Source organism: Acinetobacter sp. A3, from assembly GCF_012371415.1.
Lineage (GTDB): Bacteria > Pseudomonadota > Gammaproteobacteria > Pseudomonadales > Moraxellaceae > Acinetobacter.
The window spans coordinates 66,348-87,303 of record NZ_JAAZQW010000004.1 but is presented as its reverse complement, the minus strand read 5'-3'; the positions used below and the strand labels follow the sequence as shown (position 1 = coordinate 87,303).

The window sequence follows — 20,956 nt, the reverse complement described above, 5'->3', positions numbered from 1 at the left end:
AAAGCCATTATAGCTTTAGTTCTCCCTATAATTCACGTTGAAAACCCGACTAAATTGATTGAAATTTGCAAAGTATCAACAAAGTGCAGCACAAGTCGGGTTTTGCTACTGCAAAAAACTAAATCAGGTATTTAAAATAACTATAGTTTGGATGATTCTCAACATACACATAATTTTGTTTTTGATAGAAATGTGCTGCAGACTTAGTATCTGTATTCAGGCACAGCGCAGAGAAATTGGCACGTGCTTTTTTCTCTAAATGTTGCAATAACTGCTTACCCACACCATGTTTACGGTAATTTGGTAAAACATAGAAACGACGAACCCGCCCGATGCGACTTTCAATATCTTGCTCATTCCACTGTTGGTTTAAGCCACCGCAAGCAACCAATTGTTCGCCATCATAAACAAACAGTAAGAATTCACCAGGCTGATCAAAGCGGTTTTTACCACTTTCCCATTCTTCAATTAAACGATGGACAAAATCAAAGCCTTCCTGAGCAGCATGTTTTGCCAAAGTCTGTATTTGCGCTGGTAATTCCTGTGCTTCTTTAATTTCGATGTTCATCTAACCTTCCTGATAACTCTGCTAAACCCCTATTTTCCATCAATATCATTCATTCAACTGAATTTTATTCATGAAACTACAGCAATCCTGAGCATTGGTGTAAACTTAGCGTTTTTAATTTTGACTGTGATTTAAAGACATGGCAACTGTTGACCTTTTTGCAATTGGTAATGCATTAATTGACCAAGAATTTCAAGTCTCGGATGACTTCCTCATTCAACATAGCTTGCAAAAAGGTACTATGCAATTAACCGATGGTGAAACACAAGCAAATTTATACAACAACTTAATTAAAACGCAAAGACATAAAGGCCAAGCTTCGGGCGGTTCTGCAGCAAATACAACAGTAGCATTCAGTGCTTTGGGCGGACAAGCATTCTATGCATGTCGCGTTGGAAATGATGAATTGGGTGATATTTACCTCAAAGGTCTTAATGAAGCAGGTATTCACACTACAACAAAATCAGTCAGTGAGGGTGTTACAGGTACTTGTATGGTTTTGGTCAGTGAGGATTCTGAACGTACCATGCACACCTATTTAGGTATTACTGCAGAACTTTCTGCTGCACAAATTGATTTTGAACAGCTCAAGACTGCAAAATGGCTTTATATTGAAGGTTATCTATCGACTAGCGACACCGCACGTGCCGCAGTAAAACAAGCGCGCGAAATTGCTCAAGCCAATAAGGTAAAAATTGCACTGACTTTATCTGACCCTGCCATGGTGCAATATGCCCGTGCAGGTTTAGATGAGTTAGTTGATGATGGCATAGACTTGCTCTTCTGCAACCAACAAGAAGCGATGATGTACACAGGTACAGAAACAGCTGAAGCTGCGTTAGAACAGTTAAAACAAAAAAGCAAGTACATTGTCATTACATTGAGCGCACAAGGTGCCTTAATTTATGATGGTACAACCACTTTTACAGTACCAGGCCGCAAAGTAGATGCAGTAGATGCTAACGGTGCGGGCGATGCGTTTGCAGGTTCATTCTTATATGCCTTAAATGCAGGTTTAGATTTCCAAACTGCTGCCAAACTCGCCATTCTTATTTCAAGTGAAGTCGTATCTCAATTTGGCCCTCGTCTTGAAGTTGCAGATTACGCTAAACTCTTGCACAGCATTCAGAAGGAATCTGCAGAATGAATAAAATTTGTATGATGGAAGAAATTCCAGAACGCGAAGCACGTGCTTACGAAACACCGAATGGCGACACGATTTTTATTACCCAACGTGATGGTATGTATTATGCTTACCAAAATGTCTGCCCGCACTTACAGGTAGAACTGGAATTTTTAGAAAACCAGTTTTTAGATCGTGATCAGGAATACATTGAGTGTTCTACACATGGCGCTCTATTTGTGGTTGAAACGGGTGAATGTATTTCAGGGCCTTGTTTAGGGCAATCACTGGAAAAAGTAGAGATTAGTGTACATTCAGATGGTGGAATTTATTTGGTAGATTAAGGCAACCTTTTAGCTATAGCCAATCTACCAAAATGTGCAGATCATTTATTGCAAGACTTTTTGATAAAGTATAGATAGATGATCTGCCATCAAATTGATAATAATCACAATGAAAAATCACGATAAGAGTTTAGCGCATGCTTGAGTTTCTATACGATCTGAACTTAATGCCTTTTCACCTGAGTTTAGTGGTGTTGCTGATTCTCAGTACTGTGGAAACCATTGGTTATTATTTCAATTATCGCCCAAGCCAATTGCTAAAACGTGCTTTTTCACAGCGTATTACAACATCGCCCCTTTTAGATGTTAAATTCTCCAAAGTATTGATTTTTGTATTCTTACTGATGAATTTTAGCGTTGCAGGCTATTTCTTACAGTTTTTAATTTATTCGCAACAACAAAATTTTGTGCCCGCTTATTACATCATTATTCCTGCCCTGATCATTGCAATATTTTTTACCGTATTTATGATTCACTGCCTGGATCAGGTGATTAAACCCAAATACAGCGTAAGACAAGTCGATTTACTCGGTCGCTTGGCCACAATTTCTAGTGGCAATGCCCGACCTGGTTTTTCCGCACAAGCACGCGTTCGTGATGAATTTGGACAACTACACTATGTACAGGTTGAACCTGAATTTGGTGAGCTTGAATTTCAGGCACAAATTATTTTAATTCGTAAAAAAAAGTCACATTATCTTGCCAAAAAAATTTCAGATTCAAATAATTTATTTACACATCAATAAGCCACACAGTTATAGGCTTCAGCTCTAACAACTGAGTGATCTTGAACTATTTATCATGCATAACACTGACAATTTTAAATTCTGTACTACTTAAAATAACATCGCTATTTCATGTTATTTCTACCCAATCAGTCCAATCTACTTGGCATATAAGCATGTAAGAACGCCATATCAACAAGTATTCATTCTCCTACTGAGTCGCAAAACTGAAAGAAAAAATTCATCAAATTTTAACAAGACCATCAATATAATTACCGCCAAAAAATAGCCTTACATAAATGCTTAATTTTGTTTTATTTTTATTCATACTAATTTGGTTTGTTTTATAAAGAAATAAACATAAGTATTTTAGTCTGATTTTGAATTATTAATTACAAGTGTTTCAGTAAAGTATGAATTAATCAAAGTTAGTAATTAAAATCGACCAAAACACAAAAATAAACCATTGTTTTCAAAAGAATTAACAATATATTTTTATTTTAATTGTGCTGGCTATTTTTTTTTGTATGTTTTTGTTTAATAATATAAAACACAGTTTGAAAAATAGGCTTATAAAAAGTGAGCTTAGTACCTAAAGATTTAAATAGAAAAGTTGTTCGTGAGCTCACGGCCATTTTAATTATTAAGGTCGTGTTGCTAATGGTTATCAAAAACATTTGGTTTGATGCCCCAACGATCCCTCAAAATTTTGATTCACAAGTTGCTGAGCGTATAGCCAGCAGTCCTTCCTCAATCAAGGAGACACGTTGATGATTTCTGAAAGCGTGGTCGATCTCTCGCGGTTCCAATTCGCAATGACCGCGATGTATCACTTTATTTTTGTTCCACTGACTTTAGGTCTAGCTTTTATTCTTGCCATTATGGAAACCACGTATGTGATTTCTGGTAAAGAAATTTATAAAGATATGACTAAATTCTGGGGAAAACTCTTCGGTATTAACTTCGCTTTAGGGGTTACGACTGGTTTAACCATGGAATTCCAGTTCGGTACGAACTGGGCATATTACTCACACTACGTGGGTGATATCTTTGGTGCACCACTCGCAATTGAAGGTTTAATGGCCTTCTTCTTAGAATCAACCTTTATTGGTTTGTTCTTCTTCGGATGGGATCGCCTCTCCAAAGTACAGCACTTATGTGTCACCTGGTTAGTCGCGCTTGGCTCTAACATGTCTGCACTCTGGATTCTGGTTGCAAACGGCTGGATGCAAAACCCTGTCGGTTCAACCTTTAACTACGAAACCATGCGTATGGAACTTGTAGACTTCGGGGCATTGATTTTCAACCCTGTTGCACAGGTTAAATTCGTACACACTGTTTCAGCAGGTTATGTAACGGGTGCAATTTTCGTCTTGGCTATTTCAAGCTATTACTTATTGAAAAAACAAGACTTACCATTTGCGCGTCGTTCATTCGCTATCGCAGCAATTTTCGGTTTAGCATCTACTCTTTCTGTAATTCTTCTTGGTGATGAATCAGGTTACGAATTAGGTGATGTTCAAAAAACCAAACTCGCTGCAATCGAAGCAGAATGGGATACTCACCCTGCGCCAGCAGCGTTCACTTTATTTGGTATTCCAAATGAAGAAACGCAAACCACAGATTACGCAGTCAAAATTCCTTATGTTATGGGTATTATTGCAACGCGTTCTGTGACTGAAGAAGTGACTGGTATTAAAGACCTGATCGCAAACCATGAGTTGCGTATCCGTAACGGTATGGTTGCTTATCAACAACTTGAGCAATTACGTGCGGGCGATCAATCTCCTGAACTGAAGGCTGCATTTGACCAAACTCAAAAAGACTTGGGTTACGGTTTATTGTTGAAAAAATATACACCAAACGTTGTAGATGCAACAGACGAACAAATTAAAATGGCTGCTGCGGACACTATTCCACACGTACCAAGCTTGTTCTGGGCATTCCGTGCAATGGTTGCTTCTGGTTTCTTAATGCTATTGTTATTCGCTCTTGCAACTTTTGCTGTTGCGAAACGCAATGCTGAAAGCAAACCATGGTTATTAAAATTTGCTTTACTTGCTTTACCATTACCTTGGATTGCTGCGCAAACAGGTTGGTATGTTGCAGAAGTTGGCCGTCAACCATGGACAATTGGTGAAGTACTTCCTACTCACCTTTCTGCATCTTCACTCAGCACAGGTGACGTATGGGGCTCAATCATTGCATTGGCTGCGTTCTACACCGTATTGCTGATTATTGAAATGTACTTGATGATCAAATTCTCACGTCTAGGCCCAAGCTCGCTTCATACTGGTAAATACCACTTCGAGAAACTTGAAGCTGCGAAAAAAGCCAATGAGGAGGCTTAAGCATGATCGAATATGAATTACTCAAAATCATTTGGTGGGTGCTAGTTGGTGTACTACTAATTGGCTTTGCCCTTACCGATGGCTTCGACATGGGCTCAATGGCAATCATGCCATTTGTAGGTAAAAATGACGAAGAACGCCGCGCTGCAATCAACACGATTGCACCGCACTGGGATGGTAACCAAGTTTGGTTCATTACTGCTGGTGGTGCGTTATTTGCAGCATGGCCTATGGTATATGCAACTGCATTCTCAGGCATGTACTGGGCACTACTCTTAGTCCTATTTGCCCTGTTCTTGCGTCCAGTCGGTTTTGACTACCGTTCAAAACTTGAAAACACCAAGTGGCGTACATCTTGGGACTGGGCTCTAGCTGTAGGTGGTGCAGTTCCTGCATTAGTATTCGGTGTAGCTTTTGGTAACATGTTCCTCGGTGTGCCATTTACCCTTGATGAAACTGTACGTTCAACATATACAGGTAGCTTCTTTGCGTTATTAAACCCATTCGCTCTGGTATGTGGTTTAGTGAGCTTGTCTATGCTTTGTGCGCATGGTGGTGCTTGGTTAATGCTTCGTACAGATGGTGACTTACGTGCACGCTCTGCTAAAGCAACACAAATCATGGGCATTGTGTTCCTTGTGTGTTTCTTAGGTGCAGGTGCATGGTTATACTTCGGTGGTATCGAAGGTTATACCCTTGTTACTCCATACGACACAAATGGCGTTGCGAATCCATTGGCTAAAGAAGTGCTTACCAATGGTAACCCTGGTTGGATGAATAACTACTCAACTTACCCAATCACCATGATTGCGCCAGTAATGGGCATCTTGGGCGGTATCTTGATTATTCTTGCAGCTGGTAAAGGCAAGGCAGGTTTGAGTTTTACTGGTTCATCTTTAGCGGTAATCGGTGCAATTTTAACTGCTGGTTTTGCATTGTTCCCATTCTTAATGCCTTCAAGCCTCAACCCTGTTGCAAGCTTGACTATGTGGGATGCGGTATCTAGTCAAAATACGCTAACTGTTATGACTGTAGCAGCATGTATCTTCGTACCAATTATTTTGTTGTACACCACTTGGTGTTACTACAAAATGTGGGGCGTTATCACCAACAAGCACATTAAAGAGAATTCACACAGCCTTTACTAAGGCTGTGTCTAAGGAGAATAAATTATGTGGTACTTTGCATGGATTCTCGGTATTCTGATGGCATGCTTTGCAGGTGTCTTGAGTGCCCTGTATATTGAATCTCATCAAGACCTTGACGAGGAATAAATAGATGACAGACACTGCAGTGAACGCTGAAACAACAGTTCAAAAACCTAACAAAATTGCGATGGTTATTTCATGTTTATTGGCATTCCCGCTCGCAGCTGTACTGCTTCTACATCCAGCAGCAATGCTGGATGCCAACGGTGAATACAGCCACCGCGCCATGATGTTTATTATGATTGGTATTTCTGGTGGCTTTGTTCATGGCGTTGGTTTCATTCCACGCTTCTGGTTTTGGAAATGGCTCTTTAGCCCGTTTGTGGCATGGCCATTGATGATTTGGGGTTATTACACTTGGTTCTTTAGTTAATTAAGTGAACATCCTTTAAAAAGAGCGCAAAATGCGCTCTTTTTATTTATTGAATGTCTGCTATGTTTCAGCATAAAAAAAGCTAAACCATTTGGTTTAGCTTTTTTAAAACTCAAAATAAAATCTTAGACCAAACAGTTATTTTGGTTCAATAGGTGCAAACGGTGCAACCACATCGGCATTTTGTGCACGATGACGCATAAAATGATCCATTAACACAATCGCAAGCATTGCTTCTGCAATTGGCGTTGCTCGCACGCCCACGCAAGGGTCATGGCGACCTTTGGTCAATACATCTGTGTCTTCACGGTTTAGGTTAATAGTTTTACCTGGTGTGGTAATACTCGCCGTTGGTTTTAAGGCTATTGCAACACGGATATCCTGCCCGCTTGAAATCCCGCCCAAAATACCACCTGCATGGTTTGCCAAAAAACCATCCGTCGTGAGTTCATCACGGGTTTCATGACCAAACTGTTCTGCCACGGCAAAACCATCACCAATTTCTACACCTTTCACAGCATTGATTGACATCATGGCATGTGCAATATCGGCATCTAAACGGTCAAAAACCGGTTCACCCCAACCCACAGGTACTTTTTCTGCCACAATTTCAAGCTTCGCACCGCAGCTTGTGCCTTGCTCACGCAAAGATGTTACTAAAGCTTCAAAACGTGGCACAGCATCTACATCACCACAGAAGAATGGATTATTGACTACTTCATTCCAATCCAGTTTTTCAGCTTTTTCTGTACCAATTTGCGTTACATGACCACGAATCACAATGCCAAATTTTTCAAATAGATATTTTTTAGCAATTGCTCCCGCAGCAACGCGCATAGCTGTTTCACGCGCACTAGAGCGTCCACCACCGCGATAATCACGGAAACCGTACTTTTGGGTATAGGTATAGTCTGCATGTCCAGGGCGGAACGTTTGCGCAATGTTGCCATAATCTTTAGATTTCTGGTCAGTATTACGAATTAATAAACCAATCGACGTTCCCGTGGTTTTACCTTCAAACACGCCTGAAATAATTTCTACTTCATCGGGTTCTTTACGTTGTGTCGCAAATTTAGATGTACCTGGTTTACGGCGGTCTAAATCTTTTTGCAAATCTTCAGCAGACAGTTCAATGCCTGGTGGCACGCCATCTACAATGGCCATAAGCCCTACGCCATGAGATTCGCCACAAGTCGTTACACGGAAGAGTTGTCCAATACTATTGCCTGCCATGTCCAACGACTCCTTATGCTTGAACAGATTGAATAAATAAATCGCGGCACTGACGACATTGTGCTGCAGTCAGTGCAAAAATACCTGATCCACCTTTTTGGAATTTAAGCCAATGTAAATCGACCGTATTGAAGTTTTGCTTCATTGCCCATTCAGAATTGCCCACTTCAATCACAATCAAACCATCTTCAGTTAGGTAATCTGCAGCCTGCGCCAGCATTTTGCGCACTAAATCTAAGCCATCTTGCCCTGCTGCCAATGCCAACTCAGGTTCATGGTGAAATTCTTCAGGTAAATCTGCCATATCTTCGGCATCAACATACGGTGGGTTAGATACGATTAAATCGTACTGATTTTCTGCTGGAATTTTGGCAAATAAGTCCGATTCCAATAAAGCAATCTGATACTGCTTGTTGTGATGCTCAGTATTGATTTGAGCAACTTCCAAGGCTTCTTTAGAAATATCGGTTGCATCCACTTCTGAGTCTGGAAATGCATAAGCCAATGCAATCGCAATACACCCTGAACCCGTACACATATCTAAAATACGTTGTGGTGTTTTTGGTGCAGAATTAGCAGGTAAATTATTATCTGCTTCACGCATTTGACCATTTTCATCTAGACAATATGGCGCAAAACGATTTTCAATTAGTTCTGCAATAGGTGAACGTGGAATCAAAACACGCTCATCTACATAAAATGGTTTATTAAAGAAATAAGCCAAATTCAACAAATATGAAGTTGGTACTTTTTCGTTAATACGGCGTTCAAGCAGACTTAAAAACTCAGCCACTTCGCTTGGTAAAAGTTTGGCATCTAAAATTTCTGGGTCTGCATTCCAGTCTAAAGACATGGTTTGCAATACCAATGCAGAGCTTTCTGCAAAATAATCTTCTGTACCTTGACCTAAATGTGCATCGTATTGACGTAATGCTGTAACCCCAAAACGGATAAAATCACGAATAGTGCTTAGGTTTTCAGCAGCTTCCTGCAAATGTTCAGGGCTAATTGTCGGTCGATCCACTTAAGGCGCTCCAAGGTCTAATTTTAAAACGCTTTATAATACCCTGTTTTACTCGGTTTTATAATGTTTAAGCGCATTTCAGACAATTATTTTAAGCTGCAACTTGGCTATTTAATGCCTACAAATTGACCTTGATAATAATCCGCACGTTCTACTGTCTGTGCCAATACACATTGGCGACGTTGCATTTCTGCAAAATTGGTTTTGCCCGATAAATGGCAACGCTGTTTCACACGATTTTCCCAAAGTTGATGCTGTTGTTGAATATTTTGAGCATTGCCTGCGCTACGCTTCACGTAGGCTTTATAATGTTTTTTCAATCGTTTAACTTGAGCTTTCTGCTCTTTGTGAATACATTTTTGTGATTTATCAATGCTCCCATAAGTATTATTCATACATTGTATATAGGCCTGTGAAAAACCATTGGCCCAGACTTGGCTTGTACCTAAAGCCAGCATCCCCATTAATGTAACTGCCCAAACTTTCATGTTTTCCCCTGAGCGCCTTTTGATGCATGCGCGGTGATTCTTCAATATTTTATAATTTTGCGAAACGTAAATTGCTGTATTGATGCTACAAGATTCAGGCTCAAAATCCTATAGTCAACGCCCAGCTTTTATTGCCCAGTCAATGATATATACAGAAAAATCATTGAAAAATGTGACGTCATCCCAATAATTGAATTACTCATTTTATAGATGAATCGTTCAGCCTTATGAGCTACAAACACAATAATTTAATGGCCATGCGCCAAAGCTACTGGAATGACAACCATTCAGATGCGGTATTGATTGAAAAACAATTTTTTCAGCAAATCCTGATTGAAAACGGCATTTTTGAAAATGCGTCTATGGATGATGCCAAATATCTGTTTTTTTGCCTGCCTAGCGTGATTATTGTAAAAGGTTATGCACACGGTTTTTTACATGAATCGGTCAAAACCATGATTCTCAAATTCATTCAGGACAATAAAACCCTGTTAATGAAAAAAGCTGAAACCAAAGTACAATATCGCATGTAAAAAATTCATTTCGATGCTTTATTCTATTTTCCATGCGTTTTATAGGTTTTTTTTTGATAGGAAACTCGACGTTCAGCAAGTTGAACTTTTTTAATACGTTAAGACACGGTAATATCCGTTACAATCTAATTTTCCTGCGAATTGCTGATTTAAGGATTGATTTTAATGTCAGATCAGAACGATAAGCTTAAACAACTCAAGACTTCCTCTATGGATCGACGCTTATCCATCGCAAAAGCATCCTTACTGGCGGGAACACGCTGGGCAGCTTCCAATGCCACTTCCATGTTTTCTAGCGAAGAAGAAAAAGAACGTAAACGCAAAAAAGCCATGAAAGAGCAAGCCGACTATTTGGTGGCGGAAATTGGAAAATTAAAAGGTTCAATCGTGAAGATTGGCCAAATGATGGCGCTGTATGGCGAACACTTTTTACCTGAAGAAATCACACAAGCACTCAACACACTGAATAACCAAACTGTTGCTTTGGCATGGCCTGCAATTAAACAGCAATTACAAGCACAATTGGGTGCAAAACTAGATGATCTGACTATTGATCACGAACCCTTAGGCACAGCCTCTTTAGCGCAAGTACACCGTGCTACACGCAAGTCTGATGGTTTAGAATTGGTGCTAAAAATTCAATACCCAGGCGTTGCAGATGCAATAGACTCAGACATGAGTCTATTCAAAAACATGCTCAAATTAACCCGCATGGTTCCTCAAACCCGCGAATTTGATCAGTGGTTTGATGAAGTGCGTGAGATGATGCACCGTGAGGTGAATTATCAAATTGAAGCAGACACCACTCGTCGCTTTGCAGCACGTTTAAAAGATGATCCACGTTATATCGTGCCGCAAATTGTAGATGAGTATTGCAGTGATCAAGTGCTGTGCATGACTTTTGAACGTGGTGTGCCAATTAACAGCCCTGTGATGCTTTCCCTGCCACAAGAACGCCGTAATCTATTGGGCGAAGCTTCTTTAGAAATTGCGGTGCGTGAAGTGTTTGAATGGGGCGAAATGCAAACCGACCCGAACTTTGGCAACTACTTGGTGCGTTTGGGTAATGGTGAAGATATTCACGATAAAATTGTACTATTGGACTTCGGTGCTATCCGTCAATTTGACCAGCACTTGCTGACTGTGGCACGTAATCTGATTAAAGCAGGTTATTACCATGACCCACAAATGATGGTGAATGCTATGACAGGTTACGAGTTTTTTGACAGTATTCCTGAAAGTATTAAACCCGATATGGCCAAAGTATTTTTACTGGCCACAGAAGCCTTTAGTCACCTAGACAATAACCGTGACTTACCTGCTGGCGTAATGGATGAACACTCTCGCTATGACTGGAAAAAAAGTCAGTTACATAGCCGAGTCATGCAACAGGCATCTAAGTCTATGGCTTCACGTTACTTTAGTGTACCGCCTAAAGAATTTATGTTTATTAGCCGTAAATTCATTGGTGCCTATACATTTATGACTGTGATTGATGCAAAAACCAATGTACGCAAGATGATTCAAAAGTTTATTTAAGTGAAAAAATTTTCTGCATTCATCACAACTTGAATCATCTAACTGGATTAAATGACCTAAACGGCAGACTGGCATTTCGCTTAATTGTCATTTAGGTCAATTTTTTTGAAATTAATATTTTTCAAAAAGAAAAATAATTGTGCAATATCATTTAATTAATGCCACTTGCTGTTTAGTTTTTACCGTTTATCTTTGACAATTCTGCATGTCAGCAATGACATAGTTTTTTTATACGCTGCATGTCAGCATAAAAAAGCACTTTCTATGCAGGACAGCATAATCATGAGTCAAATGATCAATAAAGCCCAAGGATTCGGCTTAGCACTACTCACAAAAATGGCATCGAGTGACCGACTGGATCAACTCAAATTGCGCAAATGGGTCGAAAAGTCACTTTATCATTCTGCAAAAGCAGGATTTAAAACACTGGAAAGCACTCAAAAAACATTTAAACGTACCCAAAGCGTGCCACAGCAACGGTTGAAGCAGCAGTCGAAAGATTTATTTGATTTATCACTGAATGAAGAACAACAAATGCTGGTCGATGCGATGCAGCAATTTGCAACAGAGGTGATCTATCCTTTGGCTTATGAAGCAGACCTTCATGCGCAATTCCCACAACAACTTTGGCAATACAGCACAGATTTAGGCTTAAATAGCTACGCCCTACCCGAAGCCTTAGGCGGAGTGGCAACTGAGCAAAATATTGTCAGTCATCTTTTAATTGCAGAACAATTGGCGCGAGGCGATTTTAGTTTAACTGCAGGACTGCTTTCGACTTTTAGTGTAATCAATGCCATCACCCGTTGGGGTTCAGAAGCGGTTCAAAATCTTTATTTAACAGCCTTTGCTGAAGCAGAGTCTAGCGGGCTGACAATACAAGCTACATTTGCAGTGCAGGAAAATACTGCTGCTTTTAATCCGTATCAATTAAAAACCAAAGCAACCTTACAAAATGGACAGTACCTAATCACAGGTGAAAAAACGCTGGTGATTTTAGCCAAAACTGCCGATTTATTTTTAGTTAGTGCCGAGCTTGATAACAAGCCCGAAGTCTTTATCGTTCAGCGTGATGCAAGCATAAAACTGAAAGAATCACCTGCTATGGGGCTAAAAGCCTCTGAAACAGTCACTTTGAGTTTTAATCAAACCCCTGCAGAACGCTTAGGTACAGATGATTTTGACTATAGCGCCTTTTTAGATTTAGGCAATCTCATGTGGTGCGCCATGGCCTTAGGTTGCTGTGAAGCAGTTAAAAGTTATTGCATTGGCTATGCCAATGAACGCACTGCATTTGGCGAGCCAATTTCACATCGTCAAAGTGTGGCATTTATGATTGCCGACATGGCCATTGAAATTGAAGCTATGCGCATGTTGTTGCTGAATGCCGCAAGTCTTGCAGAATCAGGACAAAATTTTCATCGTGCAGCGTATTTAGCCCGACTGCTATGTGCAGAAAAATCCATGCAAATTGCCACCAATGGCGTACAAATTTTAGGTGGTCATGGCTTTACCAAAGAACACCCTGTAGAACGCTGGTATCGTGATTTACGTGCAACGGCAATTATGCATTCTGGTTTACATGCTTAATGCTGAATTCAATCAAAAATAAAGCCAAAAAATATAAGGAATACAGGCATGAATTTACAAAACCCGAAAAAATTTAAAATGCTGATTGATCAGGCACATGAAGTTGCACTCAATGTCTTGCGCCCTATTTCTAGAAAATACGATAAAGCTGAACATGCTTACCCAAAAGAACTGGATATGCTCGCTGCCTTAGTCGATGGCATGAACCAAGCGGGAGATGGCATGAATGCAGGTGCTGCAGTCAATAAACGTGGCGATACATCTACAGGCAATAAAAATGGCGTAAATATGTCTACAGCCCTCAGTATTGTAGAAATGTGTTATGGCGATACAGGTTTATTACTCAGTATGCCACGCCAAGGTTTAGGTAACTCCGCCATTGCAGCGGTTGCCAATGAAGAACAATTGCAACGCTTTCATGGGGTTTGGGCTGCTATGGCCATTACTGAACCCAACTGTGGCTCAGACTCTGCGGCCATACGAACCACAGCCCGCAAAGATGGCGATGCATATATTTTAAATGGTGAAAAAATATTTGTAACCTCTGGCGATCGTGCAGATGCAGTAGTGGTTTGGGCAACTTTAGATAAACAACTTGGACGTGCTGCGATTAAATCATTTGTGGTACCTAAAGGCACACCAGGCATGACGGTAGAACGTTTGGAGCATAAATTAGGGATCAAAGCGTCAGACACCGCCAGTATTCGCTTTGAAGATTGTCGCGTGCCTGCTAGCAATCTTTTGGGTAATGCAGAAATTGATGTTGCGAAAGGTTTTGCAGGGGTAATGGAAACTTTTGACAATACCCGCCCTTTGGTTGCAGCCATGGCTGTGGGTTGTGCCAAAGCCGCATTGGAGCGTATTCAAAAAATTTTCAAAGACCACCTAGATGAACACTATGCCACCCCATATTTACAGTGCTCACATATCGCTGCACAAATTTATAAAATGGAAGCAGAATGGGAAGCTGCACGTTTACTGATGCTCAAAGCCGCATGGATGGCAGACAATAAACAGCCTAATTCACGTGAAGCCTCCATTGCCAAAGCCAAAGCAGGCCGAATTTGTAATGACATTACTTTAAGATGTGTCGAATTGGCGGCTGCGGTAGGCTATAACGAAGATGAATTATTGGAAAAATGGGCACGTGACTCCAAAATTTTAGATATTTTTGAAGGCACGCAACAGATTCAGCAACTGATTATTGCCCGACGTGAATTAGGAAAAAGCTCAAGCGAATTGAAATAATTTTACCCATTCAGACATATAACTTTATGCAATAAAAGACAGAATTTATTCAAACATCTTGGTAAATTTCTGTCTTTTACCCTATCACGTTTTCTTATCTCAACATATTATTGATGTAATTTTTGCTATTAAAGCAGAAAGTTTAACGGCTTAACCAACGATCAATTACCGCAAATTTCTTAAAAATACGTGCACGACGCTTAGGTTGAATATTGGCTTTGTTTAAGTCGCCCTGATAATGCTCAAACACTCGCTGATCCATAATTTTAAACCACAGTGGTGGAATCAGTGCAGGCAGCAACATGCTGGCATATCCACTTGGTAATTCAGGCGCTTCATCAAAATGGCGCAGTGCCTGAAATGGCCGGGTCGGATACGCATGATGGTCAGAATGACGTTGTAATTGATATAAAAATAAATTAGTCACAATATTGTTATTGTTCCAGCTGTGTTCGGGCATGGTTCGTTCATATTTACCCTGCGCATCTTTTTGTCTGAGCAAGCCATAATGTTCAATATAATTAATCAGCTCAAATAGACTGATGCCATAAAAAGCCTGAGTGGCTAAATACGGTAAAATTCCTGTACCAAAACGTGCCAGCAATACACTATGAAAAGCAGCACTTATCCCCCAGCCTTGTAACAACTCATTCTCTTTAGACCAAAATTGTTTGCCCTTACGCTTTAAACGCTGGATTTCAATTTGAATGGCAGATTGAAACGAGCCTTTCACTGTACGTGGCCAAAACTCATAAAATGTTTCACCCATACGTGAAGATGCAGGGTCTTCAGGCGTTGCTGCACGTTTATGATGACCGTAAGGATGTTCTACCCGAAAATGATTATAGCCTGTTGGTGCTAAGGCCAAATGTGACAGCAAATGATCTATTTTTGAAGATTTATGACTGAGTTCATGTGCGGTATTTACAGCAATACCGTTCACCATGCCCATAGAAATACCCAATAAAACTTTATCAAGTAATGAAGTTTGTGGGCGTCCAACCAAATAAGCAGCATAGATATTGGTGGCATATTGCAACGGAATAAAACTTTTCACCAAACGTGAATAATACGGGTCTTGTTCAAGTCGCTTTACATCTTCATTGCTTGGATTATTCGCATCTTGACCTATTAAGGTATCAATGGTTGGAATAATGACATGTAATAATAATGGCCCACCCAACGCAAATACTTTTTTGGCAGGCTTAGGTGCAAATTGGTATCCCGCTAAAATTCCCATACCCAACACAGGTAAAAATGGGCTGATCAACCACAAATAACGCTTCTTATCGAGTTGAGTAACGCTCTTATAAGGAACATCCTGTTCCATTTTTTCCATTAAATGAAGTGGTGCGTTCATTTTCTTAGCTTCCTTCTACGCTCATCTGTCTATATAGTTGAATATCAATACAAGAATGAACAGTTGCAGACGTCCAAAAAAACTATGCAAAAGTCTTTGGCGCAAAATGCGCAATATTGTCCCGAAATCACAGGTTTTTAATTTTACGTTTGTTTATGCTTAAAATATGGATGCTTTAAGTAAGATTTTTGAAGATATACATTTACACCAGTCTGCGTATATCTATTTGAATCCGCATGGAAATTGGTCATTTCAATATCATGATCAGGGTGCCATGCTGGCTTATGTGGTGCTACAAGGGACACTGCATGTGCACTTGTCTGAAAAAACCCAACTACAAGTAGATGCAGGCGATATTGTGCTGATTCCTTCGGGTTGTAGTCATTATGCATGTGCGCAAGCCAAGACACACTGGACTGAACATTTTGATATTTCAGACTTATTCCAACTTAAATCACAGCAGTCTGTTCAGTTCGGAACGGTTCATCACGAACAAGCTGAAGATGCATTTATATTGGTAATCCAGTGCCACATGGATACCACGATGGCAAAACCACTTTTAAATGCCCTACCCGAATATCTACATATTCCACATATTATGTGCAGCACAGCACCTGAATGGTTGCAAATTGGCTTACAGTTTTTAGCAGTAGAAAGTCATCAAATCCGACCTGGCCGTGACAAAATACTCGATCACTTGGTGAGTATTTTACTTATAGAATGTGTGCGGGATTATATTGCCCAGTTAGATGACTCCAATAACTGGCTTGGTGCTTTGGCACATCCCGAACTTTCCAATGCCTTAGCGGCTATTCACGGCCAACCCGAACAGGCTTGGACTGTGGAAAGCCTAGCAGAACAATGCTGTATGTCCCGCTCTAAATTTGCCAACTTATTTAATCAGTTAATTGGCGAGCCACCTTTGGCCTACTTACAACAACATCGTCTGCGTTTGGCATCAAATTATTTGCAGCAAGGCCAACTGTCGATACAACAAATAGCACATCGTGTGGGTTATTCTTCAGAAACCGCATTTAGCCAGACATTTAAAAAGCAGTTTGAACTGACGCCTAGCCAATATCGACAGCAATTTCAAACCACTCTATAAATAATTATGCGAATAACTTAGTGATCCAAAATTGCCAAAATTGCTTGGGCTGGGTCTTCGCTATTGTCTGACAGCAATTGTTTATGCATGGTCATGTGCTGCATGGCTTGAATCTGTGCAGCTTCAATATTCATTAGCTTTTCAATTTCAGAAGCCAAGCGTTCAGGCGTTGCATCATCCTGAATTAATTCCTGAATGACCTTTTTACCTGCAATAATATTCGGTAATGAATAATACGGAATTTGGACCAACAATTTTGCAATCCAGTAGGTAATACGGTTGAGCTTATAAAAAGTCACCATAGGACGGTGCAGCAACATCGCTTCCAAAGTCGCCGTTCCCGAAGCCAGTGCAATAATATTGGATGCATTCATGACCTGACGTCCAATTTTTGACTCCGTACCACGATTTTCCATAATCTTGATTTTGGCTTGTAATACTAGCGGATAAGACTGCAACAGATTTTCAATTTGTTGTTTGCGTGCGTCATTAATGGCAGGAATCAAAAAAATATACTGTGGATGTTTTTGGCTTAAAATTTGAGCTGCATCTAACACCAAAGGTCCTAAACGTTCAATTTCACCACGTCTACTACCTGGCAATAAGGCAATATGTGCCTGAGTGTCATCTAAACCCAATTCCTGCTTCGCTGCTGTAATTGGATTATCTAGACTTAACTGGCTCGCAAGTGGATGCCCAACAAAAGCAGCAGGCACATTCCATTTTTTAAAAAAGGCTTTTTCAAATGGAAATAGACACAACACCAAATCTATACTGGCTTTTATGCCATGTACCCGACCTTGACGCCATGCCCACACCGAAGGACTAACGTATTGTACCGTTTTAATGGGTAGGTTTTTTTGTTTTAAACTTTTAGAAAGACGTAAATTAAAATCGGGGGCATCGACACCTACAAAAACATCGACTGGGTTGTTACTCCATTGTTCGACTAGACCATCGCGCACCGCAAATAGTTTTTTTAGGTCTTTGAGTACTTCAACTATGCCCATCACCGATAAAATATCCATCGGATAATAGCTTTTAAAGCCTTCTGCAATCATTTGAGGCCCACCAATGCCTTCAAACTCTGCATCAATGCCTTGCTCACGAAAACGTCGCATAAGTTGTGCACCCAAAGTATCTCCCGATACTTCTCCCACAACGATACCAATTTTAAGTTTCCGATTTTGCAAAGGTTTTTCCTCTAAATTTTAATTTATATCACTTAGGGCATTTTAGCATAGCCACTGTATTTTGTAAGAAATAGAAATTTTAGATGACTATTTTCCTGAAACAGCCAAATTCACTATATCTGTTTTAAGAATAAGTAAATCATTAATCAAGACAACAGCTTATTTGCAAAAGTCATACTATATCCACGTTTTTTTATGTTCGGCAGCTTTTCATGGTTGGTCCTATTGAGTTTATTTTAGCGGGTGTATTGGTTGGCTTCTGCGTTGGTGTCACTGGCGTTGGAGGTGGTTCACTCATGACTCCTATTCTGATCAGCCTGTTTAAAATTGAACCGCACATTGCCATTGGCACAGACCTACTTTATGCCGCGATTTCAAAATTTTGTGGTTCTTTGGTGCATGCAAAAAAAATGAATATCGTCTGGCCTATTGTAATTTGGCTTGCTGTAGGCAGTATTCCAGCATCTTTTGCCACACATTGGGTATTGGAAAATTACTTAAGCCAATCTACTCATTATAAAATGGTGCTGACCGTTGTTCTTGGCTTTATGTTGACCTTAACTGGCATCTCAATTGTTTTCCGTAGCCAAATCGAAACTTTTTTTAATAAATACAGAAAACAAGAATTACCTGACATGACTCAGGATTTAGAAAAAGTCAAACTTCAGGCCGCAGATAAGCGCGTACTGATTGTAATTATGGGTATTGTACTTGGGGTATTTGTCACACTTTCATCAGTCGGCGCTGGTGCTTTTGGCATTATGGCTTTGGTGTTAATGTTTCCAAACCTACCAATGATTCGTATTATCGGCTCAGATGTCGTGCATGCAGTACTGCTAACCTTAGTTGCAGGCTTAGGACACATGAGTTCAGGCAATGTCGATTTCAATTTATTGATTTGGTTGCTAGTCGGTTCAATTCCAGCCATTGTGGTTGGGACTTTGCTCAGTTCCCGTTTACCTGAAAAAGTTATTCGTAAAGTTTTAGGGATTACCCTATTTGTGATTGGGATTAACTTTATGGTGAATCCTGTCAAATCTAAGCCTGTAAGTACACCTGAAACAGCGGTTGTGATTTCTGAAGCACAATCCAAGCAATAATTAACAAACTAAGTTTGAATATAATTTATAGAAATGGGCAGTTTAATTTATCTGCCCGATTCATCACTTATTTTTTAAAGAAGTATTCATCTTTTTATAACAAAATACAGTGAAATTCATGTTATATTCAGACTATTAAACAATCTTTTGTATGATCAAACCAGTGACGGCAATGAATACTTTACAGTCTAATCCTCTTACACAATCAGACATCGATGACGTGAATATTAAAAGTATTCAGCCACTCGTGACTCCTGCAGAATTAAAAACTGAGTTACCTTTGACTGAAACTGCTTATCAAACCGTTCTTCATGGTCGTGAAACTATCCGCAATATTTTAGATGGTAAAGACAAGCGTCTATTTGTGGTCATTGGCCCATGTTCTATTCACGATCCTGTTGCTGCACACGAATATGCAGATCGTTTGAAAGTTTTAAGCGAAAAAGTAAAAGACTCTCTTTACATTGTCATGCGTGTCTATTTTGAAAAACCACGTACTACTGTGGGCTGGAAAGGCTTAATTAACGATCCAGACATGAATGACTCTTTCAATATTGAAAAAGGCTTACGTCTTGGTCGTAAACTTTTACTTGAGCTAAATGAAAAAGGCTTACCATGTGCAACCGAAGCACTTGATCCAAACTCACCACAGTATTATCAAGATTTAATTTCTTGGTCTGCAATTGGTGCACGTACCACAGAAAGCCAAACACACCGTGAAATGTCTTCAGGTCTTTCATCTCCTGTTGGTTTTAAAAATGGTACAGATGGCGGTTTAACAGTTGCAACCAACGCTATGCAATCGGTAAAACATGGTCATAGCTTCTTAGGCCTGAATGATCAAGGTCAAGTTTCTGTAATTCGTACCAGCGGCAACCCATATGCGCATGTGGTTTTACGAGGTGGCAATGGCAAACCTAACTACGATGCTGGCTCTGTTGCAGAAGCTGAAAATGCTTTAACTAAAGCCAAAGTTAGCACCAAAATCATGATTGACACCAGTCATGCCAACTCCAACAAAGACCCATTCTTACAACCGCTGGTATTAAAAAATATTACCGAGCAAATTGTTGATGGTAACAAGTCTATTGTAGGCATTATGGTCGAAAGTCACCTTAAAGGTGGTCGTCAAGATATTCCTGCAAACTTATGCGATTTAGAGTATGGTAAATCTGTGACTGATGGTTGTATCGACTGGGAAACCACAGAAAAAGCATTACTTGAAATGCATGAAGCATTAAAAGACGTTTTAGCAAATCGTTAAGATTTAAAAAACGCCATCTTCATGATGGCGTTTCTATTTGTTGCATAGGAAATGACTCGCCATGAATGAACTTGAAACTCAACTTAGCCAAATTAAAAAATTCCAGTTTGTTCATGAACGCCTGTTTACTTCAGGTCAACTTACCGCAGACGAATTAAAACTGATTAAAGAGTACGGCATTGGCACAGTAATTAATTTGGCTGAAAGTGATGCCGAACACACCCTTCCCCATGAGGATAAAATTTGTCTAGATATTGGACTCAACTATATTCAGTTGCCAATTTCACTGGAAACACCATCTTCAGATCAGTGCTTATTGTTTTTAGATTTACTGGATCATTTACTGGAAAGCCAAATGGTCTGGGTTCACTGTAGCAACAATAATCACGCCAGTAGTTTGATGTATGTATATCGCCAATATTTTATGGATATGGATATTGCCACAGCACAAGACTTCTTACATGACATTTGGAAACCCAATGAAACGTGGACAGGTTTAATTCACGCAGTATCTTTACAGCTTCAAGGTCGTAAAGCCACTCAAGACTTACAGCAGGCTTTAGAATCTGCTGAAACTTGATTCA

General features: G+C 39.9%; 22 protein-coding genes. 16 read left to right on the top strand and 6 right to left on the bottom strand.

Annotated features, from left to right (window positions below; translation table 11 throughout):
• Positions 1-118: 118 nt before the first annotated feature.
• Positions 119-568: a GNAT family N-acetyltransferase gene (locus HHA42_RS02925; RefSeq protein WP_131260878.1), complete on the bottom strand. Its 450-nt coding sequence runs from the start codon at positions 566-568 to the stop codon at positions 119-121.
• 139 nt (positions 569-707) lie between these two features.
• Between HHA42_RS02925 and HHA42_RS02920 the strand changes: the two genes are divergently transcribed.
• The 8 genes from HHA42_RS02920 (at position 708) to HHA42_RS02885 (ending at position 6,692) form a co-directional block, all read left to right on the top strand.
• Positions 708-1,715, top strand: coding sequence for an adenosine kinase (locus HHA42_RS02920; RefSeq protein WP_168525408.1), 1,008 nt, complete (start codon positions 708-710; stop codon positions 1,713-1,715).
• An 11-nt stretch (positions 1,716-1,726) separates the two neighbouring features.
• Positions 1,727-2,035 carry a Rieske 2Fe-2S domain-containing protein gene (locus tag HHA42_RS02915; protein WP_168417500.1) on the top strand — a complete coding sequence of 103 codons (309 nt, stop codon included), beginning with the start codon at positions 1,727-1,729 and terminating at the stop codon, positions 2,033-2,035.
• A 137-nt stretch (positions 2,036-2,172) separates the two neighbouring features.
• Positions 2,173-2,781: an OB-fold-containig protein gene (locus tag HHA42_RS02910; protein ID WP_168460688.1), complete on the top strand. Its 609-nt coding sequence runs from the start codon at positions 2,173-2,175 to the stop codon at positions 2,779-2,781.
• Between the two features lie 558 nt (positions 2,782-3,339).
• Positions 3,340-3,531 carry a cytochrome oxidase putative small subunit CydP gene (gene cydP / locus HHA42_RS02905; RefSeq protein ID WP_019837291.1) on the top strand — a complete coding sequence of 64 codons (192 nt, stop codon included), beginning with the start codon at positions 3,340-3,342 and terminating at the stop codon, positions 3,529-3,531.
• On the top strand, positions 3,531-5,111 hold the full coding sequence (locus tag HHA42_RS02900; RefSeq protein WP_168460687.1) for a cytochrome ubiquinol oxidase subunit I: 1,581 nt from the start codon (positions 3,531-3,533) through the stop codon (positions 5,109-5,111). The genes cydP and HHA42_RS02900 overlap by 1 nt, the downstream gene beginning before the upstream one ends.
• A gap of 2 nt (positions 5,112-5,113) precedes the next feature.
• Positions 5,114-6,259, top strand: coding sequence for a cytochrome d ubiquinol oxidase subunit II (gene cydB, locus HHA42_RS02895; protein ID WP_168525407.1), 1,146 nt, complete (start codon positions 5,114-5,116; stop codon positions 6,257-6,259).
• 24 nt (positions 6,260-6,283) lie between these two features.
• On the top strand, positions 6,284-6,385 hold the full coding sequence (cydX, locus tag HHA42_RS02890) for a cytochrome bd-I oxidase subunit CydX (protein ID WP_004860610.1): 102 nt from the start codon (positions 6,284-6,286) through the stop codon (positions 6,383-6,385).
• A 4-nt stretch (positions 6,386-6,389) separates the two neighbouring features.
• Positions 6,390-6,692 carry a cyd operon YbgE family protein gene (locus HHA42_RS02885; RefSeq protein WP_019837288.1) on the top strand — a complete coding sequence of 101 codons (303 nt, stop codon included), beginning with the start codon at positions 6,390-6,392 and terminating at the stop codon, positions 6,690-6,692.
• A 138-nt stretch (positions 6,693-6,830) separates the two neighbouring features.
• On the opposite strand, the gene aroC is transcribed toward HHA42_RS02885, so the two are convergent.
• The 3 genes from aroC to HHA42_RS02870 form a co-directional block, all read right to left on the bottom strand.
• The gene (aroC, locus tag HHA42_RS02880; protein ID WP_168525406.1) at positions 6,831-7,925 is read right to left on the bottom strand and encodes a chorismate synthase; all 1,095 of its coding nucleotides are present in this window, start codon (positions 7,923-7,925) and stop codon (positions 6,831-6,833) included.
• 13 nt (positions 7,926-7,938) lie between these two features.
• On the bottom strand, positions 7,939-8,949 hold the full coding sequence (prmB, locus tag HHA42_RS02875; protein ID WP_168525405.1) for a 50S ribosomal protein L3 N(5)-glutamine methyltransferase: 1,011 nt from the start codon (positions 8,947-8,949) through the stop codon (positions 7,939-7,941).
• A gap of 107 nt (positions 8,950-9,056) precedes the next feature.
• A complete protein-coding gene (locus HHA42_RS02870) occupies positions 9,057-9,437 on the bottom strand; it encodes a lysozyme inhibitor LprI family protein (RefSeq protein ID WP_168417377.1) in 381 nt (126 codons plus the stop codon).
• 227 nt (positions 9,438-9,664) lie between these two features.
• On the opposite strand from HHA42_RS02870, the gene HHA42_RS02865 reads away from it, so the two are divergent.
• The 4 genes from HHA42_RS02865 (at position 9,665) to HHA42_RS02850 (ending at position 14,347) form a co-directional block, all read left to right on the top strand.
• On the top strand, positions 9,665-9,970 hold the full coding sequence (locus HHA42_RS02865; protein ID WP_168460684.1) for a hypothetical protein: 306 nt from the start codon (positions 9,665-9,667) through the stop codon (positions 9,968-9,970).
• A gap of 165 nt (positions 9,971-10,135) precedes the next feature.
• Complete coding sequence (locus HHA42_RS02860; protein WP_168417379.1) at positions 10,136-11,509, top strand: AarF/ABC1/UbiB kinase family protein; 1,374 nt, start codon at positions 10,136-10,138, stop codon at positions 11,507-11,509.
• A gap of 282 nt (positions 11,510-11,791) precedes the next feature.
• On the top strand, positions 11,792-13,099 hold the full coding sequence (locus tag HHA42_RS02855; RefSeq protein WP_168460683.1) for an acyl-CoA dehydrogenase family protein: 1,308 nt from the start codon (positions 11,792-11,794) through the stop codon (positions 13,097-13,099).
• A gap of 48 nt (positions 13,100-13,147) precedes the next feature.
• Positions 13,148-14,347: an acyl-CoA dehydrogenase family protein gene (locus HHA42_RS02850; protein ID WP_168460681.1), complete on the top strand. Its 1,200-nt coding sequence runs from the start codon at positions 13,148-13,150 to the stop codon at positions 14,345-14,347.
• 142 nt (positions 14,348-14,489) lie between these two features.
• Here HHA42_RS02850 and HHA42_RS02845 read toward each other — a convergent pair whose 3' ends face one another.
• Positions 14,490-15,707, bottom strand: coding sequence for an alkane 1-monooxygenase (locus HHA42_RS02845; RefSeq protein WP_168460680.1), 1,218 nt, complete (start codon positions 15,705-15,707; stop codon positions 14,490-14,492).
• 166 nt (positions 15,708-15,873) lie between these two features.
• Between HHA42_RS02845 and HHA42_RS02840 the strand changes: the two genes are divergently transcribed.
• Positions 15,874-16,815 (top strand): AraC family transcriptional regulator, encoded by a 942-nt coding sequence (locus tag HHA42_RS02840; RefSeq protein WP_168525404.1) that lies wholly within the window; start codon positions 15,874-15,876, stop codon positions 16,813-16,815.
• 17 nt (positions 16,816-16,832) lie between these two features.
• On the opposite strand, the gene lpxB is transcribed toward HHA42_RS02840, so the two are convergent.
• Positions 16,833-18,008 (bottom strand): lipid-A-disaccharide synthase, encoded by a 1,176-nt coding sequence (gene lpxB, locus HHA42_RS02835; RefSeq protein ID WP_168525402.1) that lies wholly within the window; start codon positions 18,006-18,008, stop codon positions 16,833-16,835.
• 212 nt (positions 18,009-18,220) lie between these two features.
• Between lpxB and HHA42_RS02830 the strand changes: the two genes are divergently transcribed.
• From HHA42_RS02830 to HHA42_RS02820, 3 genes are all read left to right on the top strand, one after another.
• Positions 18,221-19,108 (top strand): sulfite exporter TauE/SafE family protein, encoded by an 888-nt coding sequence (locus HHA42_RS02830; protein WP_168525400.1) that lies wholly within the window; start codon positions 18,221-18,223, stop codon positions 19,106-19,108.
• Between the two features lie 172 nt (positions 19,109-19,280).
• Positions 19,281-20,372 (top strand): 3-deoxy-7-phosphoheptulonate synthase, encoded by a 1,092-nt coding sequence (locus tag HHA42_RS02825; RefSeq protein WP_180051312.1) that lies wholly within the window; start codon positions 19,281-19,283, stop codon positions 20,370-20,372.
• 61 nt (positions 20,373-20,433) lie between these two features.
• Positions 20,434-20,952, top strand: coding sequence for a hypothetical protein (locus HHA42_RS02820; protein ID WP_168460675.1), 519 nt, complete (start codon positions 20,434-20,436; stop codon positions 20,950-20,952).
• The last annotated feature ends 4 nt before the right edge of the window (positions 20,953-20,956 follow it).